A 16,300-nucleotide genomic window follows, 5' to 3' on the forward strand; every position below is an offset into this window, starting at 1 on the left:
CCCGCCGGGCGGGCGTAAGCCGTCGGGCACGTTCCCGCCGGGCGGGCGTAAGCCGTCGGGCACGTTCCCGCCGGGCGGGCGTAAGCCGTCGGGCACGTTCCCGCCGGGCGGGCGTAAGCCGTCGGGCACCTCTCGGCCACGCGCCTGCACCGCTTCGGCGCAGGTGCGTGGCCATCCCCGTTCCTCCCGGCATCCCACTCCCGACCAGCCGCGCAGAAGGAGTTCCCAGCGCGCCCCGCCGCTCGGCCAAGCTCAGGGGACCGAGCGGATGCGACGCACCAGGACCGAGCCCGCGAGAGCCAGGGCGCCCGCGAGTGCGTACAGGGCCGTGTACCCGCCGAAGTGGGTGACGACCGGGGCCGCGACCACGGGGGCCAGCACCTGGGGCAGCGCGTTGGCGATGTTGATGACGCCCAGGTCCTTGCCCCGGTCCTCCGCCGTCGGCAGCACGTCCGTGAGCAGGGCGAAGTCCACGGCCGTGTACACCCCGTAGCCGAGGCCGAGAACGAGGGAGGCGACGACCGCGCCCGTCCAGGTCTGCCAGACGGCGAGCAGCAGGGTGGCCGCGGAGATGACGAGACCCGACCAGATCACGTAGGACTTCCGCCGGCCACTGCGGTCCGACCGGATGCCGCTGATCACCACCGTGGAGAGCAGGGTCAACGCGTTGAGCGCCGTGAGGATCAGTACGCCGTTGTCGGCGTCGCCCTCGTAGTGCACGGCGTCGGTCAGGTAGTAGAGCAGGTACATCGTGCTGATGGAGTAGGACAGGTTCATCAGGAACCGGGTGAGCCAGGCCCACCCGAAGTCGGGATGGCGGCGCGGGTCGATCCAGAAACCGCCGAGGAACGTCCGCCACCGGAAGGGGGGCCGGGCGGCGAGGGAGAGCGGGGTGTCGCGCCGCATCAGCACGTACGGGACGGCCGCGAGCACCGAGAAGGCCGCGCAGGCCAGATAGCCGGCGACCACCCCGCCCGCGACCGTGGCCAGCGCCGTGCCCGCCAGGATGCCGCCGACCTGGGAGACACCGAGCCAGCCGCCGACCAGACCGCGCTGCCGCTGCGGCACCTGGTCGGGGACGGCCGCGGTGAGAGCGGCGAAGGCCGCGTTGAGGGCGAGCTGGACCAGGCACCAGCCCGCGATCACGGTCGCGACGCTCTGCGCCCCGGCGAGGACGAGCAGCCCGGCCGCCCCGCCCGCCACTCCGCCGACCACCCAGGGGATTCGCCTGCCCACGGACGCCGTCGTCCGGTCGGAGAGCGCGCCGAAGACGGGGTTGGCGACCATCGAGACGGTTGCTCCCACTCCCGTCACCAGGGCGAGGGTGGACGCCTTGTGGTCGGGGGTGAGGTGCTCGGCCTGGCGTGCCAGGAGCAGTTGCAGAGGGCCGAACCAGCCGACCCAGACCCCGAGGTTGGCGAGGGACAGCGCGCTCACCCACCGCCTGCCGACCGGGGTACCGGTCTCGGCGGCCGGCTCGGCGGCGGTTCCCTCCGCCGCCGTCCCCTCGGCGGTCATCTGCCGCTCTTGATCAGGTCGCGGTACCAGGCGTACGACTCCTTGGGCGTCCGCGCCAGCGTCTCGTAGTCGACGTGGACGAGCCCGAACCGCTGCTGATACCCCTCCGCCCACTCGAAGTTGTCGAGGATCGACCAGATGAAGTATCCGCGGACATCGGCGCCTTCCACCATCGCGTCGTGCAGCGCGCGCACGTGTCCGTCGTGGTACGCGACCCGGCGCGCGTCGTCGATCCGGCCCGTTTCGGGGTCCGGCCCGTCACCGTACGAGCAGCCGTTCTCGGTGATGTACAGGGGCGGCAGCCGATCGCCGTAGCGCTCGCGCATGGTGGCGAGCAGTTCGCGCAGTCCGTCCGGCACCACCGGCCAGCCGAAGTCGGTGAGTTCACGCCCTTCGATCTGCCGGATGGCGAAGGGGAGGTCCGAGGGAATCTCGATGCCGCCGAAGGAGGAATCGGCGGAGGCGGTGCCGGCGGCCGGCTGCGGGGCGCCGACGAGCATCGGGTTGTAGTAGTTGATGCCGTACCAGTCCAGGGGGGCCGAGATCGTCCTGAGGTCCTCCGCGACCGGGCCGGGGAGGAGCGAGGCCAGGCCCTCGTCCGGGTAGGCGCCGGTCAGGATGGGGTCGGCGAAGAGGCGGTTCGTGAGGGTGTCGTACAACCCGGCGGCCGCCCGGTCGTCGTCGCTGTCGCCCGCGGTCCACACGGGACTGTGGGAAGCGGCGATGCCGATCTGGCGGGCGCCCGCGGCACGCAGGGCCTGTACGCCCAAACCGTGGGCCAGGAGTTGGTGGTGGGCCGCGGGCAGGGCGTCGAACACGAGACGCCGGCCAGGGGCGTGCTCGCCGAGGCCGTATCCGAGCAGGGTGACCTCGGCGGGCTCGTTGATGGTGATCCACATCGGCACGCGGTCGGCGAGGCGCTCCGCGACCACGGAGGCGTACGCCGCGAACCGCTCGGCGGTGTCCCGGTCGAGCCAGCCGCCGTGCTTCTCCAGGGCGAGCGGGGTGTCCCAGTGGAAGAGTGTGGGCACCGGAGCGATCCCCGCGGCGCACAGCTCGTCGACGAGCCGGTCGTAGAAGTCCAGCCCCTTGTCATTGACCCGGCCGTGGCCGTCGGGCAGGACTCGGGACCAGGAGACCGAGAACCGGTAGGCACCGACGCCGAGTTGGGCCATCAGCGCCACGTCCTCGCGGTAGCGCCGGTAGTGGTCGGTGGCCACGTCCGCGTGCGAGCCGTCCTTGACGCGTCCCTGCTCTCCGGTGAAGGCGTCCCAGCAGGAGGGTCCACGGCCGTCGGCCGTGAGTGAGCCTTCGATCTGGAACGCGGAGGCGGAGACTCCCCAGAGGAAGCCGGCCGGGAACTCGGGTACGGGCGCTGCCATGGGGACTCGCTCCGATCGACGGGGTGCGGATGACTCACGGCACTTTCGGGCCCCAGGATCCGCCCTGTCAATGGAAAGTGAACAATTCTCAGCTTTCCACGGCACGCCCCTGCAGCGCTCACCCGGGCCGGGTACGACGCCGGCGGGCCGCCTGAGGCACTCGGTCTCACGCGTGTGGCTGAGCGCCTCGGTCGGCCCCGAGCATGCTGGTCACTCCTGTGCCCCCGGCAGTGGCGAGCGTCCGGTCCGTGCGGCGGAACGCGGCGCGGTAGGCGCTCGGGCGTTGGCCGGTGTGGCGGGCGAAGAGGGCGGCGAAGGTGCCGGGGTCCTGGTAGCCGACGGCCGAGGCGACGGCGGCGACGGTGCGGTCGGTCGTCTCCAGCAGGTGGCGGGCGCGGCGGATCCGGGAGGCCTGCAGATGGGCCAGCGGGCTGCGTCCGGTCTCCTCGGCGAAGCGGCGCAGCAGCGTGCGGGTACTGACCCGGAAGGCGTCCGCGAGCGCGGCGAGGTCGTACCGCGCGGCGAGGTTCTGGTCGAGCCGTCGCATGACCCGCCGGGAGAACTCGCTGCCGGGCTGCGGCAGGAGACGCGGGTCGACGTACGGGGCCTGGGAGGTCCGTGCGTCGTCGACGAGTGCCACCCGCGCGGTGGTCCGGGCCACCCGGGCGCCGCTGTGCCGGCGGATCAGGTCCAGCGCGAAGTCGTACATGGCGCTGAAGGCGGCCGTGGTCGTCACGCCCGTGTCCGTGACGACCAGTTGCTCGGGCCGGACGTCGGCACCCGGGCAGCGCCCGGCCAGTTCGTCGGCGTGCAGCCAGGACGTGGTGGCCCGGCGCTCGTCGAGCAGGCCGGCCTCGGCGAGCAGGAACGCGCCGACGCAGAGGGAGACGACCGCGGTGCCTGCGGCGGCCTGCGCGCGGATCGCCGCGATCTCGGGGGCCAGTCCGGCGAGGCAGGCGTCGAGGTCTGTGGCCGGGTCCAGTTCGAAGCCGGGGACGACGAGGACGTCGACCTCACGCATCGGACGCACGTCCAGGCTCGCGCCGCCCGAGGCGGTGACCCGGCGGCGGGGCGAGACGATCGACACCTGGTAGCCGGGCGCGTCCGGTCCGGCGACGTGTACGGCCATCGTCAACAGGTCGGGGACCCCGAAGACTTCGGAGGCGAAGCAGCCCGGGTAGGCGAGGACGCCGATCCGGAGCGCACCCGGCCCGGCGCCCGGGCCTCCACGCCCGTCCGCCCGCCGCGTCGCCTCCGCCATCGTCCCCGTACCCCCGTCGCCCGCCCGTACCGCTTGTCGTCGGATGGCGAGATTACCCCTGGGCTTGGCGATCCGGCCCCTCAACGGACGCCGGGCGCCGGGCCACGCTGTCCCCATGACAGATGATCCGATCACCGACTTCACTCGCCGTAGCGTGGCCGTGGAGGAGGTGGAGAAGACGGTGTACGTGGCCGGTACCGGGCCCGCGGTCGTCGTGCTGCCCGAGATGCCGGGCGTCAGCCCCGACGTCCTGCGGCTCGCCCGCTGGGTGCGGGACGCGGGCTTCACCGTCCACGTGCCCTCCTTGTTCGGGACGGACGGAGCCTTCCCCACGGTCGAGGGCGGCCGGGAGGTCGTCCGCCGCGCGTGCGTCAGCGCGGAGTTCCGTGCCTTCGCGGGCGGCGGCACCAGCCCGGTGACGGTGTGGCTGCGCGGCCTCGCGCGCCAGGCCCACGCCGCTTGCGGCGGCCCCGGGGTGGGCGCGATCGGCCTGTGCTTCACCGGCAACTTCGCCCTCGCCATGGCCCTGGAGCCGGCGGTGATCGCCCCGGTGGTCAACCACCCGTCGCTACCGCTCGACGACCCCGGCGGACTCGAACTCGACGCGGCGGACGGGCGCGCGGTGCGTGACCGGCTCACCCGCGACGGACTCACCGTCCTCGCCTACCGCTTCGAGGGCGACCGCTGGTGCACGGGGCAGCGCTTCGCCGCCTACCGCGAGCTCCTCGGCGACGCCTTCGACGGGCGCGTCCTCCCGGACAGCGCCGCCAACCCGGCGCCGCCGCCCTTCTTCGCCGACCTGGTCGGCACTCCGCACAGCGTCGTCACCGCCCATCTCGTCGACGAGGCGGGCCACCCCACGGTCCGGGCCCGCGACGAAATCCTCGCCTTCCTGACCGACCGCCTGCACCCGCCGGGAAAGTGACGCGCCGGATCATCGACAGCCTCGCCGTGCCCGACGACGGCCCGAAGGCCTGGCCCCCGCGAATCGCCGACTGCTCGCGATCCTCGAAACCCCCGGTCCGGAGTTCCCGGTCGTGACTCCGTGGAACCGATGACCGCCGTCGGCGGTGTACGACCCCGACGGCCGCCGTCCCGCCGACGCGGGTCCGGACCGTGAGAGCGTCCCCCCGCGGTCCCACCGCGTGGTGGGACGGGACGCGGCCGACTCAGCCTCCGCTGGACGAGCGCGCCCACAGCCGCGGAAGGACGAACAGCCGGTGCCGGGGAGCGTCGGGCTGCTCGAGTCTGCGCACCAGCAACTCCACGGCGGACGCGCCGACTTCGTGCTTCGCCGGGGCGATGGCGCTCAGTGGGATGTCGGCGAGCCCCGCCACCTCGTCGTCGTACGCCACGATCGCGACGTCGCCGGGGACCTGGACGGACCGCGCGCGCAACCTCCTCAGCAGCGCGAGCGCCTCGTTGTCGGGATGGGCGATGACGGCGTCGACGCGTCCGGCCGCCGCGGCGTCGAGCAGCTCCTCGACCGGGCCGTCGTACTCCGGACTCCCGGGGCCGGCATCGGCGGTGACCAGGACGGACGCCGCAAGGGGGGCTTCGAGCCCGGCCGCGCGGACGCCGGCCTCGAAGCCCTCGATGATCCACTGCGCGGTCGGACTCGTGCCGCGTACGAGCAGCGCGAGGCGGGTGCGACCCGCCTCCGCGAGATGCCGCACGGCCAGCCTCGCCCCATGGACATGATCGGACACGACATGGTCGATCCCGGCCATCTCGTCCGCCTCGGGCCGGCGCTCCACGATCACGACAGGGACGGGCAGTTGCTCGTACCAACCGCGGGGCCCGGTCGGGACCACCAGCAGTCCGTCGATGCCGTCGCCGATCATCCTTTCGACCTGCGTGCGCTCCTCGTCCGCGTCGTATCCCGAGATGTCCAGCACCAGCCGGGCGTTCCGGGCGGCGGCGGCCTCGCGCGCGCCCTTGATCACCTCGGGGTAGTAGTAGTCGGCGGACGGCACGATCAGGCCGATGACGCGCTCCCGGCCGCGGGCAGGTGCGGCCGGATCCGCGTCGGCGGGCGCGGTCTCCGCCCAGGTCTCGGGGAGCATGGCCCCGCCGTGCACCCGGGCGACCAGACCACGGTCGGCGAGGACCTCCACGTCCCGGCGGATCGTGACCGGGGAGACGCCCAGCTCGGCGGCGAAGTCGCTGACCCGCAGGGAGCCCTCTTCCCGCAGTCTGCGCAGGATCGCCTGGTGCCTGTGTTCCGCGTGCACTTCCCCGCTCCCCTCATGCGCCATCCCAGTTCAGAAGCAGTGTAGCCACCTCGCGATCGAATCTGTCTGTTTCTTATCGAACGGACAGACTGCGACTGTTCCTGTCCAAACCGTTGCTCTCTTGCTTTTCTGCGTGTTAGAAACCCCACGCTTACGAGCCAGCGACAGCGCCGAGGCAACGACGCGCTCCTCCCGTAAAGGTCGTCTCCCATGCCATCTCCCTGGCGTCGCCGCACATTCCTCCATGCCGCCGGTGGGGGCGCGCTCGCCCTCGGACTCACAGGAGCGCTCGCGCACCCGTCCAACGCCTCGGAAGTCCTGGGGTCCGGGGGCGCGTTCGACACGTCCGGAACGTTCGCCACCGCGTCCGACGCGGAGTTCGACGCGCTGCGCGCCAAGTGGCGGAACCTCATCCTCGGTTCGGGCTTCAGTCCGACGGCGGAGCCCTTCCGGACCATCCTCACCAACCTCGGCACGACAGCTTCCGGATACGCGGCGACCATGGCTCCGGCAAGCGGCTCGCTCTGGCCCGGCCGCACCTGGACCGACCCGGAGCCCGACCTCGACGCCGAGTCCTACGCCTTCTCGGCGACCATGAACGACAGTTACAACCGGCTGCGCACCATGGCCGAGGCGTACTCCCAGCCCGGCACGGGACTGACCGGGGACGCCGGGCTCCGCGACGCCGTCCTCACCGGCCTCGACCACCTCCACTCCGAGATCTACAACGAGAACACGACGCGGTACGGCAACTGGTACAACTGGCAGATCGGCGCCCCTCAGGCGCTGATGGACACCTGCGTGCTGATGTACGACCACCTGTCGGCGACGCAGATCGCCGACTACTGCCGGGCCGTGGACGCGTTCGTACCGGATTCGGTCTTCGCCTCGTACACGGGCACCAGCACCGGAGCCAATCGGGTCGACCTGTGTCGCGGGGTCATCCTGCGCGGGATCGTCGGCAAGGACACGGGCAAGATCGCGCTGGCGTCCCAGGCACTGGCCCCGGTGTTCCCCTACGTCACCTCGGGTGACGGTTTCTACGACGACGGCTCGTTCGTCCAGCACCGCAACGTCCCCTACGTCGGCGGCTACGGCGCGGTCCTGCACGACGGAGTGGGCCGGCTGCTCGCCCTGCTGCGCGGCTCGAGCTGGGAGGTGAAGGACGCCGGCACCCAGCTCTTCCTCGACACGATCGAGAAGGCGGTCGCACCGTTCATCTACAACGGCCTGATGATGGACAACGTCAGCAGCCGTGGCATCAGCCGCATCGGCACCAACGAGCACCAGCGGGCCCACGGTCTGATGGCGACCATCCTGCTGGTCGGCCAGGGGGCGAGCCCCGAGGAGAACGCCCGCTGGCGCGCGATGGTCAAGGGCTGGCTGCAGCGCGACTACCACTACCCCGCGCTGAAGAACCCCGGCCTGAGCCTCATCAGGGCCTCGCTCCTGCAGGCGCTGCAGGACGACACCTCCGTCAAGGCCGCCCCCGAGCCCGTCGAGCACCGGCTGTTCCACAACATGGCACGCGCCACCCACCGCCGACGCGACTGGGCGGCCTCAGTCTCCATGGCCTCGAACCGCATCGCCCACTACGAGTTCGGCAACGGCGAGCACGCCCGCGGCTATCACACCGGCGCCGGGTGGCTCTCCTGGTGGGGCAGCGACTTCGGTCTGGAGCAGTACTCGGACGCCTACTGGCCCACCGTCGACCCGTACCGCCTGCCCGGCATCACCGCATCGCGCAAGCCTCTCGCCGACGGCGAGGGCGGCAACTGGGGACAGCCCATGCCGGACGCCGCCTGGGTCGGCGGCACCACCGACGGCGAGTACGCCGCCATCGGCCAGCACCTCAAGGGCATCTCCAGCACCATGGCTGCCAAGAAGTCCTGGTTCTGCCTCGACGACTCCATCGTCTGCCTCGGCGCCGGCATCACCTCCACCGACGGACACGCCGTCGAGACGACCGTCGACAACCGAGCCCTCGGCGCCACCGGCGCGCCGGTCCTCACCGTCGACGGCACGGCGCAGCCCGTGGAGCAGGGCTGGACAGCCACCTTCGACAACGCCGAGTGGGCCCACATCGCCGGACAGGCGGGTTACGTCTTCCCCGGCGGCGCCAAGCTCGGCGCGGTTCGCGAGGAGCGCACCGGCTCCTGGAGGGACATCAACACCGGCGGCTCACCCGACCCGATCACCCGCCGCTATCTGACCCTCTTCACCGACCACGGCATCGATCCGTCCGACGGCGACTACGCCTACGTCCTGCTGCCCGGAGCGAGCGCCAGGACCACCGCCCATCGCGCCTGCGACCGCGGGTGGTTGCGTATCCTCGCCAACTCCGCCGACCAGCAGGGCGTACGCATCCAGAAGCTGGGCCTCACCGCGGTGAACTTCTGGAGCGCGGGCACCGTCGACAGGCTCCGGGCGAGCGCCCCCGCCTCCGTCCTCGTACGGGAGCATCGCAACGGCACGGCGACCGTCGTCGTCTCGGACCCCGCGCGCCAGGCCACCTCCCTGGACGTCCTCTGGAACCGCAGGGTGAGCAAGGTGCTCTCGAAGCCCGCCACGGTCACCGCCGCCACGCCCGGCTCGTCGCTGAAGCTCACGTTCGGCGACCTCACCGGCCAGGCCGGCGCACCCCAGAAGATCACCGTCCGCCTCGGCTGACACCCAGGCCGGAGGTGCCTGTCCCTGGCCCTGCGCAAGGACGAGGCAGGGGCAGGCGCCTCCGGGACGGTGGCCGGCGGTGCCGTCGCCGACGGACGAGGCGGTTCCCCCTGCCGGTGTCGTCGTCCCCACGTCGATCTCCCGAGGTCGCCCCCTCCCCCACTGCCCGGGTGCGCGCCTCTCCTGGAAGTCCCTCTCTCCCCCACCGGAGGAATCCATGCGTCACGACAACGCTCGCAGCATCTCCCTCTCGGACGGCAACCGGTCCCCCGCCCATCCTCAGGCGCCGTCCCGCCGACGCGGGCGCCTGGCGGCCCCCACCGCGCTGGCCGCGGCGCTCTCGCTCGTACTGGCGACGCCCGCGCATGCCGCGGTCGAGTGGGACGGCGACGCGGACAACGGAGGCACCGCCGTGTTCGCCTCGGTCCTGTGCGACTCCCCGTCGTACGTCTACCAGCCGGACTGGGGCGACGGTCGAGGGAGGATCTTCGGATTCACGAAGGCGGCGGGTTCCGAGCGGTGCGAGGGACACGGCATCGCCGGCCGCACCCTCACCTCCGGCAGGACGTACTGGTTCGGCTGGGAGTCCATGACCAAGACCGGCAACGCCCAGACCGTCTTCCAGTGGAAGTCATGGGGAACCGGCGACGAACACGACCAGAACTACCCGGTGATCATGAAGGTCGAGGACAGCCGTCTGAAGATCTGGTACGTCGCCCCGGGCGAGCAGTGGATCTCCGTCGGCAGCGTCGCCTGGGCCCCGGCCACCTGGAACAAGATCGAGTTGGGTATCGACGCCCGGACATCCACGGGCGGTTCCTTCGCCCTGTACGTCAACGGCCAACTGGTCGTCGACCGCCAGAACGCGCGGACGTGGGATCTCAAGGGCAACGTCCCCCGCTGGGGCTCCTACGGCTCCACCATCGTCGACGTCGAGTCGGTCCACTGGGTCGACGGCCTGAAGATGGGCACGACGCGGGCCGACGTCGACTGAAGCAGGTACGGACGCAGGCTGTGGGACGTCCAGGAGTCCCCACAGGCCTCGCCGACCGGGCCCGAGAGGCCGCGCGGAGGGGCGGGGGGACGCACTCCGCGCGGCCTCCGTTCCATCGTCACCCGCGGACGGCGGAGCCCCGCCTGTCGAAAGCGGGGTCCGACCCCCGACTTCCGACAGGCGGAAGCCGGCGCTACGCGTCGTCGGTGGACAGGCCCGAGCGGTACGCGATCCGGGCGGCCTCCACCCGGTTGGACACGCCGAGACGGGCGAGGAGCTGGGTGACGTGCGCCTTGACCGTGCCTTCGGTCATGCCCAGTTCGGCCCCGATGTCCGCGTTGGACAGCCCCCGCCCGAGCAGCCGCAGCACATCGACCTGGCGGCCGGTCAGCGAGGCGACACGTGGGTCGTCCTCGGCGGTCGTCCGGCCCCCGTCGCGGGTGGTGAGGTCGATGACATGGCCGGTCACCGTGGAGCCGAACGCCGCATGGCCCTCGGCGACGCTGCGCAGGGCTCCGAGCAGATCCGACGGTGGGGTGTCCTTGACGAGGAAGCCGACGGCTCCGGCCGCGAGTGCCTGCTCGACGTACTCGTCCTGGCCGAACGTGGTGAGGATCAGGACGGCGGGCGGCGACGGCAGTTCTCTCAGCCGTCGGGTCGCGGTGATCCCGTCCATGCCGGGCATCTGCACGTCCATCGCCACGATGTCGGGCAGCAGGCGGCGTGCCTGGTCGACCGCGCTGTGCCCGTCCCACGCCTCCGCGATCACGCGCAGGTCGGGCGCGGATTCGATGATCCCCCGCAGCCCGTCGCGTACGGCCGGGTCGTCGTCCGCGACGAGGACCGTGATCATGAGCTGAGCCTCATGGCCCCATGCTCGCCCGGATCGCGGACGCGGGCGACGGGACGGACCGGACGGGTGAGGCGCGTGACCGCTCGCCGTGCCCGAGTCACCCTCGCTGACTACCGTGGCGCCATGGCCGCTACGCCGCTCTCCCGCTGGCCTCCACGGCGCGTCGACGCCCTGGTCACCGCGGCGGTCGTCGCGCTCGGCATCGCCGACTCCTGGGTGAAGCCGTCCAGCGGTCTGCTGACCGGTCTGCCGACACCGGTGATCGCGGCCTGTTCGGCGGCCGTCGGCCTCAGCCTGTGGTGGCGCAGGCGATGGCCCCATCTGGTGGCCGGGTTCGTGACGGTCATGCACGTCGTGTCCTTCACCCCGGTGGCGCTGGCCGCCGCGATGTACACGGTCGGCAGCCTGGACCGGCGTCTGAAGGTGCTCTTCCTCTACGGCGTCGCCGGGTTCGTCGCCGGTCTGGCCGGGCTGCGCGGAGGGCTGCCGGACGCCGGGATCCGGGGCGCCGCGTACTCGCTTGCCGCGATCGTCGGACCGCTGGCCGTCGGGTACGCGGTCGGTGTACGGCGCGATCTGACGGCGGCCGTGCAGGCCCGGGTGGCGGTGCTGGAGCGTGAGAACCGGCTGCGGGACGAGCGGGCGCGGGCCGAGGAGAGGGCCACGATCGCCCGCGAGATGCACGATGTGGTCGGCCACCGGGTGAGCAACATGGTGCTGGCCGCCGGTGCCCTGGAGTCGGGTCCGGCCGCAGGGGTGCCGGAGGCGGCCCGCACGGCGGAACTGATCCGGTCCGACGGCCGGGAGGCGCTGGAGGAACTCCGCGAGATCCTCGGTGTGCTCGCCCCCTCGCGGGTGACGGCCGGAGAGCCGCCCGGGGCAGCGGCAGGCGTACGGGCCGCGGTGCCGTCCGGGCCGGACACGGAGCACCTGTCCGACCTCGTGGCGCACGCCCGCGACCGGGGACAGGAGGTGGAGCTGCGGGTGAACGGTCACCCGGAGATCCTGCCGCTCCCGGTACAGCGCGCCCTGCACCGGATCGTGCGGGAGGCGCTGACCAACGCCGCGAAACACGCTCCTGGGGCCACCGTGCGGGTGGATGTCGCCTGCCGGGCCGACGGCGTCCACCTCGCTGTCGCGAACACGGCCCCTACGCGGCCCAAGTCGCCCGATCTGCCCAGCGGCGGGCATGGAGTCGTGGGCCTGACCGAGCGCGTCGCCCTGCTCGGCGGGACACTGACCGCTGGGCCGCGCGACGGCGGCTTCCTGCTCTCGGCCTTCATCCCCCACAGCCGGGGAGCATCCTCACGAGGAGCATCATGAGCATCCGTGTCCTGCTCGCCGACGACAACGAGATCACCCGGCGCGGACTGCTGTGGATCATCGACTCCAGCGGTGACATCGAGGTGTGCGGCGAGGCGGCGGACGGGGAGGAAGCTCTCGTGCGGACCGAGGAGACCGGGCCGGACGTGGTGCTGCTCGACATCCGGATGCCCAAGGCCGACGGTCTGGCCGCCCTCCCCCGGCTGCTGGCGCTGCCGAGTCCGCCGAAGGTGCTGATGCTCACCACCTTCCACGACGACGAGCAGGTACGGACGGCGCTGCGCGCCGGAGCCTCCGGGTTCCTGCTCAAGGACACCCCACCCGACGAGCTGCTGCGCGCGATCCGCGACGTGCACGGCGGCCGGGCGGTCCTCGGCCCGCCGGTCGCGAAGCGCCTGGTGGACGGCCTCTCCCACAGCTCGCCCGCGCTCGGTCCCGGGGAACAGGGCCGGCTCGACTCGCTCACCGCGCGCGAGCGCGATGTCCTCCGACTGCTCTCCCGGGGGCTCACCAACAGCGGGATCGCGACCGAACTCGGCACCACGGAGGGGACGGTCAAGGGGTACGTGAGTGCCGTCCTGGCCAAACTGGGCGCGGACAGCCGCGTCCAGGCGGCCCGTGTGGCCTACCGGGCGGGCCTGGACACCGACTGACCGGACCGCGGCGGTGTCGTGGCTGTCCGGCACCGAACGGCGCGGCCAGGTGGTTCATCACGCACAGCAGCAGCGCGAGGCCTCCTCGGGCACCGTGATCGAAAATCGCGGCGAGATGATGGCATGACGCGGGTGGGACGCGGGCGAACCGATGACGCGAACGTCAGCCCGCTGCGACGCCCCGACCCCCTACTTTCGTCACCTCGGACGCCGACGATGGACACCCCGGCGGGCTCCGACGGGACGGGACGATGGAGTGGTGGCGCGGCACCGCCCTCCTCCTCTCCCTCCTCGGCAGGGCGGCGCCGCCCCCCAGGAGCTGGTTCATCCGGACGGTTCGGACCCTCGGGTCCCGCCTCCGGAGGCGAAGCGACAGGGGCGCGGGGCGCCAGGGGGCCGTACCGCCCGTCAGGGCGCACCGAGACCGGGAGTCCATCGTGAACGCACACAGCGGCATCGCCGTCCTGCCCCGCCACCCCCGCGCCGCGGCCGACGCCCGCCACGTCCTTGGCCGGATCGCGCCCGAGGGCCACGACGAGGTGGACATGGCGGCCCTGCTCCTGAGCGAGGTCGTCTCGAACGCGGTCCGGCACGCGGACGGACCGGCCATCGAGATCGCCGTCGGCTACGACCGGGGTGCCGGTGTGGTCACCGGGGCCGTCTTCGACACGAACCCCCGCATGGGCTCGGGGGCCCGGTCGAGCCGGGACGAGGCGGACACGGACGAGACGGAGCTGGAGACGGGTCGTGGGCTGGACCTGCTGGATGCGGTGGCCGGGACGTGGGGTGTGGCCACGGTGGGCGACCGGGGCAAGCGGGTCTGGTTCCAGGTCCACACCGCCTGACCCCGGGGCGCGTGTCCGGGTGTGAGGGTGTCGCGGTGGCCGGGGCCGAGCTCCGCGCCCGTGGCGGGAGCTCGGCGTACGTCGGGGTCCGTCTACCAGATCGCCTCCACCCACTCGGGGTGGTCGATGAACGGGTTGCGGTTGCCCTGGTAGGTGCCGTGGATGATGTCGTTGCGGCGTTCCTCGAAGACGCTCGGCGGGTCCTGCTCGTTCCACTGCTTCAGGACCGAGAGGCGGCCGTGGAAGCGGACACTGCCGTTGGTGGTCGACTCGTTGGGCTCCAGGTCGGCCCAGGCGTCGTCACCCTCGTAGCGGACGGCCATGTAGAGGATCATGCGGGCCACGTCGCCCTTGTCCGCGTCGCGCGGCTCGAAGGAGTTCGAGTCCGTGTAGCTGCCGGGCGCGCCGCTCACCGCGCTGCCGCCGTTGTCGAAGTCCTTGTTGCCACGGATGCTGTTGACCTGCACGTCCGCGGGGCGCAGGTGGTGCAGGTCGGTGCCGGGGCCGGCCGAGGTGCCGAAGTTGCCGTGGGACTGGGCCCACACGTGCTCACGGTTCCAGTCGCCCACGTCGCCACCGTTGAGGGACTTGCTGCGCGAGGTGCCGCTGTACAGCAGGATCACGTTGCTGCTGTTGCTCGGGTCCTGGTCGGTGACCTTCAGCGCGTTCCAGACCGCGTCGTACGAGATCTTGTTCTGGCTGCTGATGATCGTGTGCAGCGAGGACTTCAGGCTCGTTCCGGTCTTGCCGATCGCGTCCTTGTAGTACGTGCTGTCGTACGCGGTGGTCGTGGCGCTCGCGGGGGTCGCGGCGACCGTCGGAAGGGTGAGGCCGAGCATGACGGCGCCCACGGCGGACGCCAGGACCTTCCATCTGCCTATCTGTGCAACGGACATGGTGGGGGATGTCCTTTCCTGGGGACGGCCGCGCAGATCGTGCGGTGCGGCTCAACGGCACTGCGATCTACGCGTGTTGACTTCTGGCCACCGGGAGCGTGGCATGGCGGAGGGGTCGGCCGTGTAACTGGGAGAAGGCTTTTCCGTGACGTTCTCGCATACGGCGCAACCGTGGCCCGAGGGGCCGTGAACTCCTCCGGAGGTGAAGAAACTTCGACCGGAGGCGAATCCTTTCCGGACCTCCCCGCCTCCTATCTGCGAACCGGCCGAACGGGCCGGCAGAACCGGGAGGAAATACCCATGATGGTCACCGGCATCGTAGTGATCGGAGCCCTGCTCGTGGGCGCTTGCAGCTGGCACCTGACGCGGCGCTACCGGAGCCGGAGGTGACCAGGCCTGCGACCGGGACATCCTCCGATATGACTAGCTCATGAACCAACGCTTCCGCTGGCCGGACGAGCGGCTGATCAAGGCCGCTCAGAACGGTGACGTCGCATCGCTCACCACGGTCGTCATGGAATCGCAGCCCCATGTGCGCAAGTTCGCCAGATCGCTGTGCGCCTCGCCGCAGGACGCGGAGGACGCGGCGCAGGAGGCGCTGATCATTCTCTATCGGAAGATCGGCACCTTGCGAGCCACCGGCGCGCTTGCCTCATGGATGTTCCGGATCGTGCGGAACGAATGCCTCCGTCACGTACGGCTCCTCACCTCACGAAACGACGAGGCGTCGGACGAACCGGAGGCGTCCGCAGGGCCGTCCGCCGAGGACGCGGTGCTGCGCAGGCTGGAGGCGGAGCGGATCGCGGCCGCGGTCGGCTCCCTTCCCTTCGACCAGCGGCAGGTCCTGATCATGCGGGATGTTCAGGGCCTGCCCGGCAGGACCGTCGCTCATGCGCTCGGTCTGAGCAACGCCGCGATGAAGTCGCGGCTGCACAGAGCACGCGCGGCCCTGCGTCACGCACTGGCCGCGACCGACCACACACCCGGTCGAGCCGCCGACCGGCCAACCGGAGGAGACACACCACCGTGAACACCGTGAAGTCCGCGCAGGGAGTGAAGGCGCCGGTCACCGCACCGTCCGAAGCGTCCGAGGCATTCGAGGCGCCCGAGAGGAACTTCGCCAGCACGTCCGTCCCGCGTCACCTGGCGCGCGGCGCGATCGGCTTCGGGCTGATCATCGGCTCGATCGCGCTGGTGCCCGCCGCCGGCCCGGCCGCCCTCCTGGCGGCCCCGTTGGCCCTGATCGCCTTCCGCGGGTGCCCCACCTGCTGGATGGTCGGCTTGGCGCAGACCATCTCCCGCGGCCGTCTGGAGCGCCAGTGTGTGGACGGCGTCTGCACCCTCACCAAGGTGACGGCCATGGACGAGCCGGCACCCCACGACAAGGTCCCGGCCGCTTCCCGGTGACCGGGCCCACGGCGCCCCGTGGGCCGAAGGCCCGCGGGGCGCCCACCCGTCAGCTCTCCATGGCGTCGGCACAGGGCCATGCCACGCGGAGATCCCCGGGAGATGACCCTGCGACGACCCCGCAACGCCCCCGCACGGACGAGCACTCGGCAGAGCGCACGGTGGCGCGCCCGTGCGGCGCCGGCGTCCCGCAGCGCTGACACACACCGGGCCCGGGGCCGTGGTGGGCCGACCCGCCCGCTTCCGAAGGCCGTCCAGGAAGGT

General features: G+C 71.9%; 14 protein-coding genes. 8 read left to right on the forward strand and 6 right to left on the reverse strand.

Annotated elements, in window-relative coordinates; genetic code table 11:
• Window positions 1-252: 252 nt before the first annotated feature.
• From ACZ561_RS10720 to ACZ561_RS10730, 3 genes are all read right to left on the reverse strand, one after another.
• The gene (locus tag ACZ561_RS10720) at window positions 253-1,518 is read right to left on the reverse strand and encodes an MFS transporter (RefSeq protein WP_470992180.1); all 1,266 of its coding nucleotides are present in this window, start codon (window positions 1,516-1,518) and stop codon (window positions 253-255) included.
• Window positions 1,515-2,900 carry a GH1 family beta-glucosidase gene (locus tag ACZ561_RS10725; RefSeq protein WP_470992182.1) on the reverse strand — a complete coding sequence of 462 codons (1,386 nt, stop codon included), beginning with the start codon at window positions 2,898-2,900 and terminating at the stop codon, window positions 1,515-1,517. Before ACZ561_RS10725 ends, ACZ561_RS10720 begins: the two co-directional genes overlap by 4 nt.
• Window positions 2,901-3,066: 166 nt before the next feature.
• On the reverse strand, window positions 3,067-4,161 hold the full coding sequence (locus ACZ561_RS10730) for a GlxA family transcriptional regulator (RefSeq protein ID WP_470992185.1): 1,095 nt from the start codon (window positions 4,159-4,161) through the stop codon (window positions 3,067-3,069).
• A gap of 115 nt (window positions 4,162-4,276) precedes the next feature.
• On the opposite strand from ACZ561_RS10730, the gene ACZ561_RS10735 reads away from it, so the two are divergent.
• Window positions 4,277-5,086, forward strand: a complete 810-nt coding sequence (locus ACZ561_RS10735; protein WP_470992188.1) for a dienelactone hydrolase family protein — start codon at window positions 4,277-4,279, stop codon at window positions 5,084-5,086.
• A 244-nt stretch (window positions 5,087-5,330) separates the two neighbouring features.
• Here ACZ561_RS10735 and ACZ561_RS10740 read toward each other — a convergent pair whose 3' ends face one another.
• Complete coding sequence (locus ACZ561_RS10740; RefSeq protein WP_470992191.1) at window positions 5,331-6,395, reverse strand: LacI family DNA-binding transcriptional regulator; 1,065 nt, start codon at window positions 6,393-6,395, stop codon at window positions 5,331-5,333.
• 210 nt (window positions 6,396-6,605) lie between these two features.
• On the opposite strand from ACZ561_RS10740, the gene ACZ561_RS10745 reads away from it, so the two are divergent.
• Complete coding sequence (locus ACZ561_RS10745; protein WP_470992193.1) at window positions 6,606-9,065, forward strand: polysaccharide lyase 8 family protein; 2,460 nt, start codon at window positions 6,606-6,608, stop codon at window positions 9,063-9,065.
• Window positions 9,066-9,282: 217 nt separating this feature from the next.
• The gene (locus ACZ561_RS10750; protein WP_470992196.1) at window positions 9,283-10,059 is read left to right on the forward strand and encodes a heparin lyase I family protein; all 777 of its coding nucleotides are present in this window, start codon (window positions 9,283-9,285) and stop codon (window positions 10,057-10,059) included.
• A gap of 193 nt (window positions 10,060-10,252) precedes the next feature.
• On the opposite strand, the gene ACZ561_RS10755 is transcribed toward ACZ561_RS10750, so the two are convergent.
• Window positions 10,253-10,912 (reverse strand): response regulator, encoded by a 660-nt coding sequence (locus ACZ561_RS10755; RefSeq protein ID WP_470992199.1) that lies wholly within the window; start codon window positions 10,910-10,912, stop codon window positions 10,253-10,255.
• Between the two features lie 123 nt (window positions 10,913-11,035).
• Between ACZ561_RS10755 and ACZ561_RS10760 the strand changes: the two genes are divergently transcribed.
• The 3 genes from ACZ561_RS10760 (at window position 11,036) to ACZ561_RS10770 (ending at window position 13,733) form a co-directional block, all read left to right on the forward strand.
• A complete protein-coding gene (locus ACZ561_RS10760; protein WP_470992201.1) occupies window positions 11,036-12,235 on the forward strand; it encodes a sensor histidine kinase in 1,200 nt (399 codons plus the stop codon).
• Window positions 12,232-12,888, forward strand: coding sequence for a response regulator (locus ACZ561_RS10765; RefSeq protein ID WP_470992203.1), 657 nt, complete (start codon window positions 12,232-12,234; stop codon window positions 12,886-12,888). The genes ACZ561_RS10760 and ACZ561_RS10765 overlap by 4 nt, the downstream gene beginning before the upstream one ends.
• A 437-nt stretch (window positions 12,889-13,325) precedes the next feature.
• The gene (locus ACZ561_RS10770; RefSeq protein WP_470992206.1) at window positions 13,326-13,733 is read left to right on the forward strand and encodes an ATP-binding protein; all 408 of its coding nucleotides are present in this window, start codon (window positions 13,326-13,328) and stop codon (window positions 13,731-13,733) included.
• A 92-nt stretch (window positions 13,734-13,825) separates the two neighbouring features.
• Here ACZ561_RS10770 and ACZ561_RS10775 read toward each other — a convergent pair whose 3' ends face one another.
• Entirely contained in the window at window positions 13,826-14,629 is an 804-nt protein-coding gene (locus ACZ561_RS10775; RefSeq protein ID WP_470992209.1) for an endonuclease I family protein, read from the reverse strand.
• Window positions 14,630-15,059: 430 nt separating this feature from the next.
• On the opposite strand from ACZ561_RS10775, the gene ACZ561_RS10780 reads away from it, so the two are divergent.
• Window positions 15,060-15,659 (forward strand): RNA polymerase sigma factor, encoded by a 600-nt coding sequence (locus tag ACZ561_RS10780; RefSeq protein ID WP_470992211.1) that lies wholly within the window; start codon window positions 15,060-15,062, stop codon window positions 15,657-15,659.
• Window positions 15,656-16,036 carry a hypothetical protein gene (locus ACZ561_RS10785; RefSeq protein WP_470992214.1) on the forward strand — a complete coding sequence of 127 codons (381 nt, stop codon included), beginning with the start codon at window positions 15,656-15,658 and terminating at the stop codon, window positions 16,034-16,036. The genes ACZ561_RS10780 and ACZ561_RS10785 overlap by 4 nt, the downstream gene beginning before the upstream one ends.
• The last annotated feature ends 264 nt before the right edge of the window (window positions 16,037-16,300 follow it).

Source organism: Streptomyces sp. NPDC039609, assembly GCF_055596705.1.

What these genes read in the sequence shown, in the direction of transcription:
- ACZ561_RS10760 (WP_470992201.1), top strand. Translation starts at nt 11,036, where the DNA reads ATGGCCGCTACGCCGCTCTCCCGCTGGCCTCCACGGCGCGTCGACGCC.
- ACZ561_RS10775 (WP_470992209.1), bottom strand. Translation starts at nt 14,629, where the DNA reads ATGTCCGTTGCACAGATAGGCAGATGGAAGGTCCTGGCGTCCGCCGTG.
- ACZ561_RS10735 (WP_470992188.1), top strand. Translation starts at nt 4,277, where the DNA reads ATGACAGATGATCCGATCACCGACTTCACTCGCCGTAGCGTGGCCGTG.
- ACZ561_RS10755 (WP_470992199.1), bottom strand. Translation starts at nt 10,912, where the DNA reads ATGATCACGGTCCTCGTCGCGGACGACGACCCGGCCGTACGCGACGGG.
- ACZ561_RS10780 (WP_470992211.1), top strand. Translation starts at nt 15,060, where the DNA reads ATGAACCAACGCTTCCGCTGGCCGGACGAGCGGCTGATCAAGGCCGCT.
- ACZ561_RS10750 (WP_470992196.1), top strand. Translation starts at nt 9,283, where the DNA reads ATGCGTCACGACAACGCTCGCAGCATCTCCCTCTCGGACGGCAACCGG.
- ACZ561_RS10725 (WP_470992182.1), bottom strand. Translation starts at nt 2,900, where the DNA reads ATGGCAGCGCCCGTACCCGAGTTCCCGGCCGGCTTCCTCTGGGGAGTC.
- ACZ561_RS10720 (WP_470992180.1), bottom strand. Translation starts at nt 1,518, where the DNA reads ATGACCGCCGAGGGGACGGCGGCGGAGGGAACCGCCGCCGAGCCGGCC.
- ACZ561_RS10745 (WP_470992193.1), top strand. Translation starts at nt 6,606, where the DNA reads ATGCCATCTCCCTGGCGTCGCCGCACATTCCTCCATGCCGCCGGTGGG.
- ACZ561_RS10730 (WP_470992185.1), bottom strand. Translation starts at nt 4,161, where the DNA reads ATGGCGGAGGCGACGCGGCGGGCGGACGGGCGTGGAGGCCCGGGCGCC.
- ACZ561_RS10765 (WP_470992203.1), top strand. Translation starts at nt 12,232, where the DNA reads ATGAGCATCCGTGTCCTGCTCGCCGACGACAACGAGATCACCCGGCGC.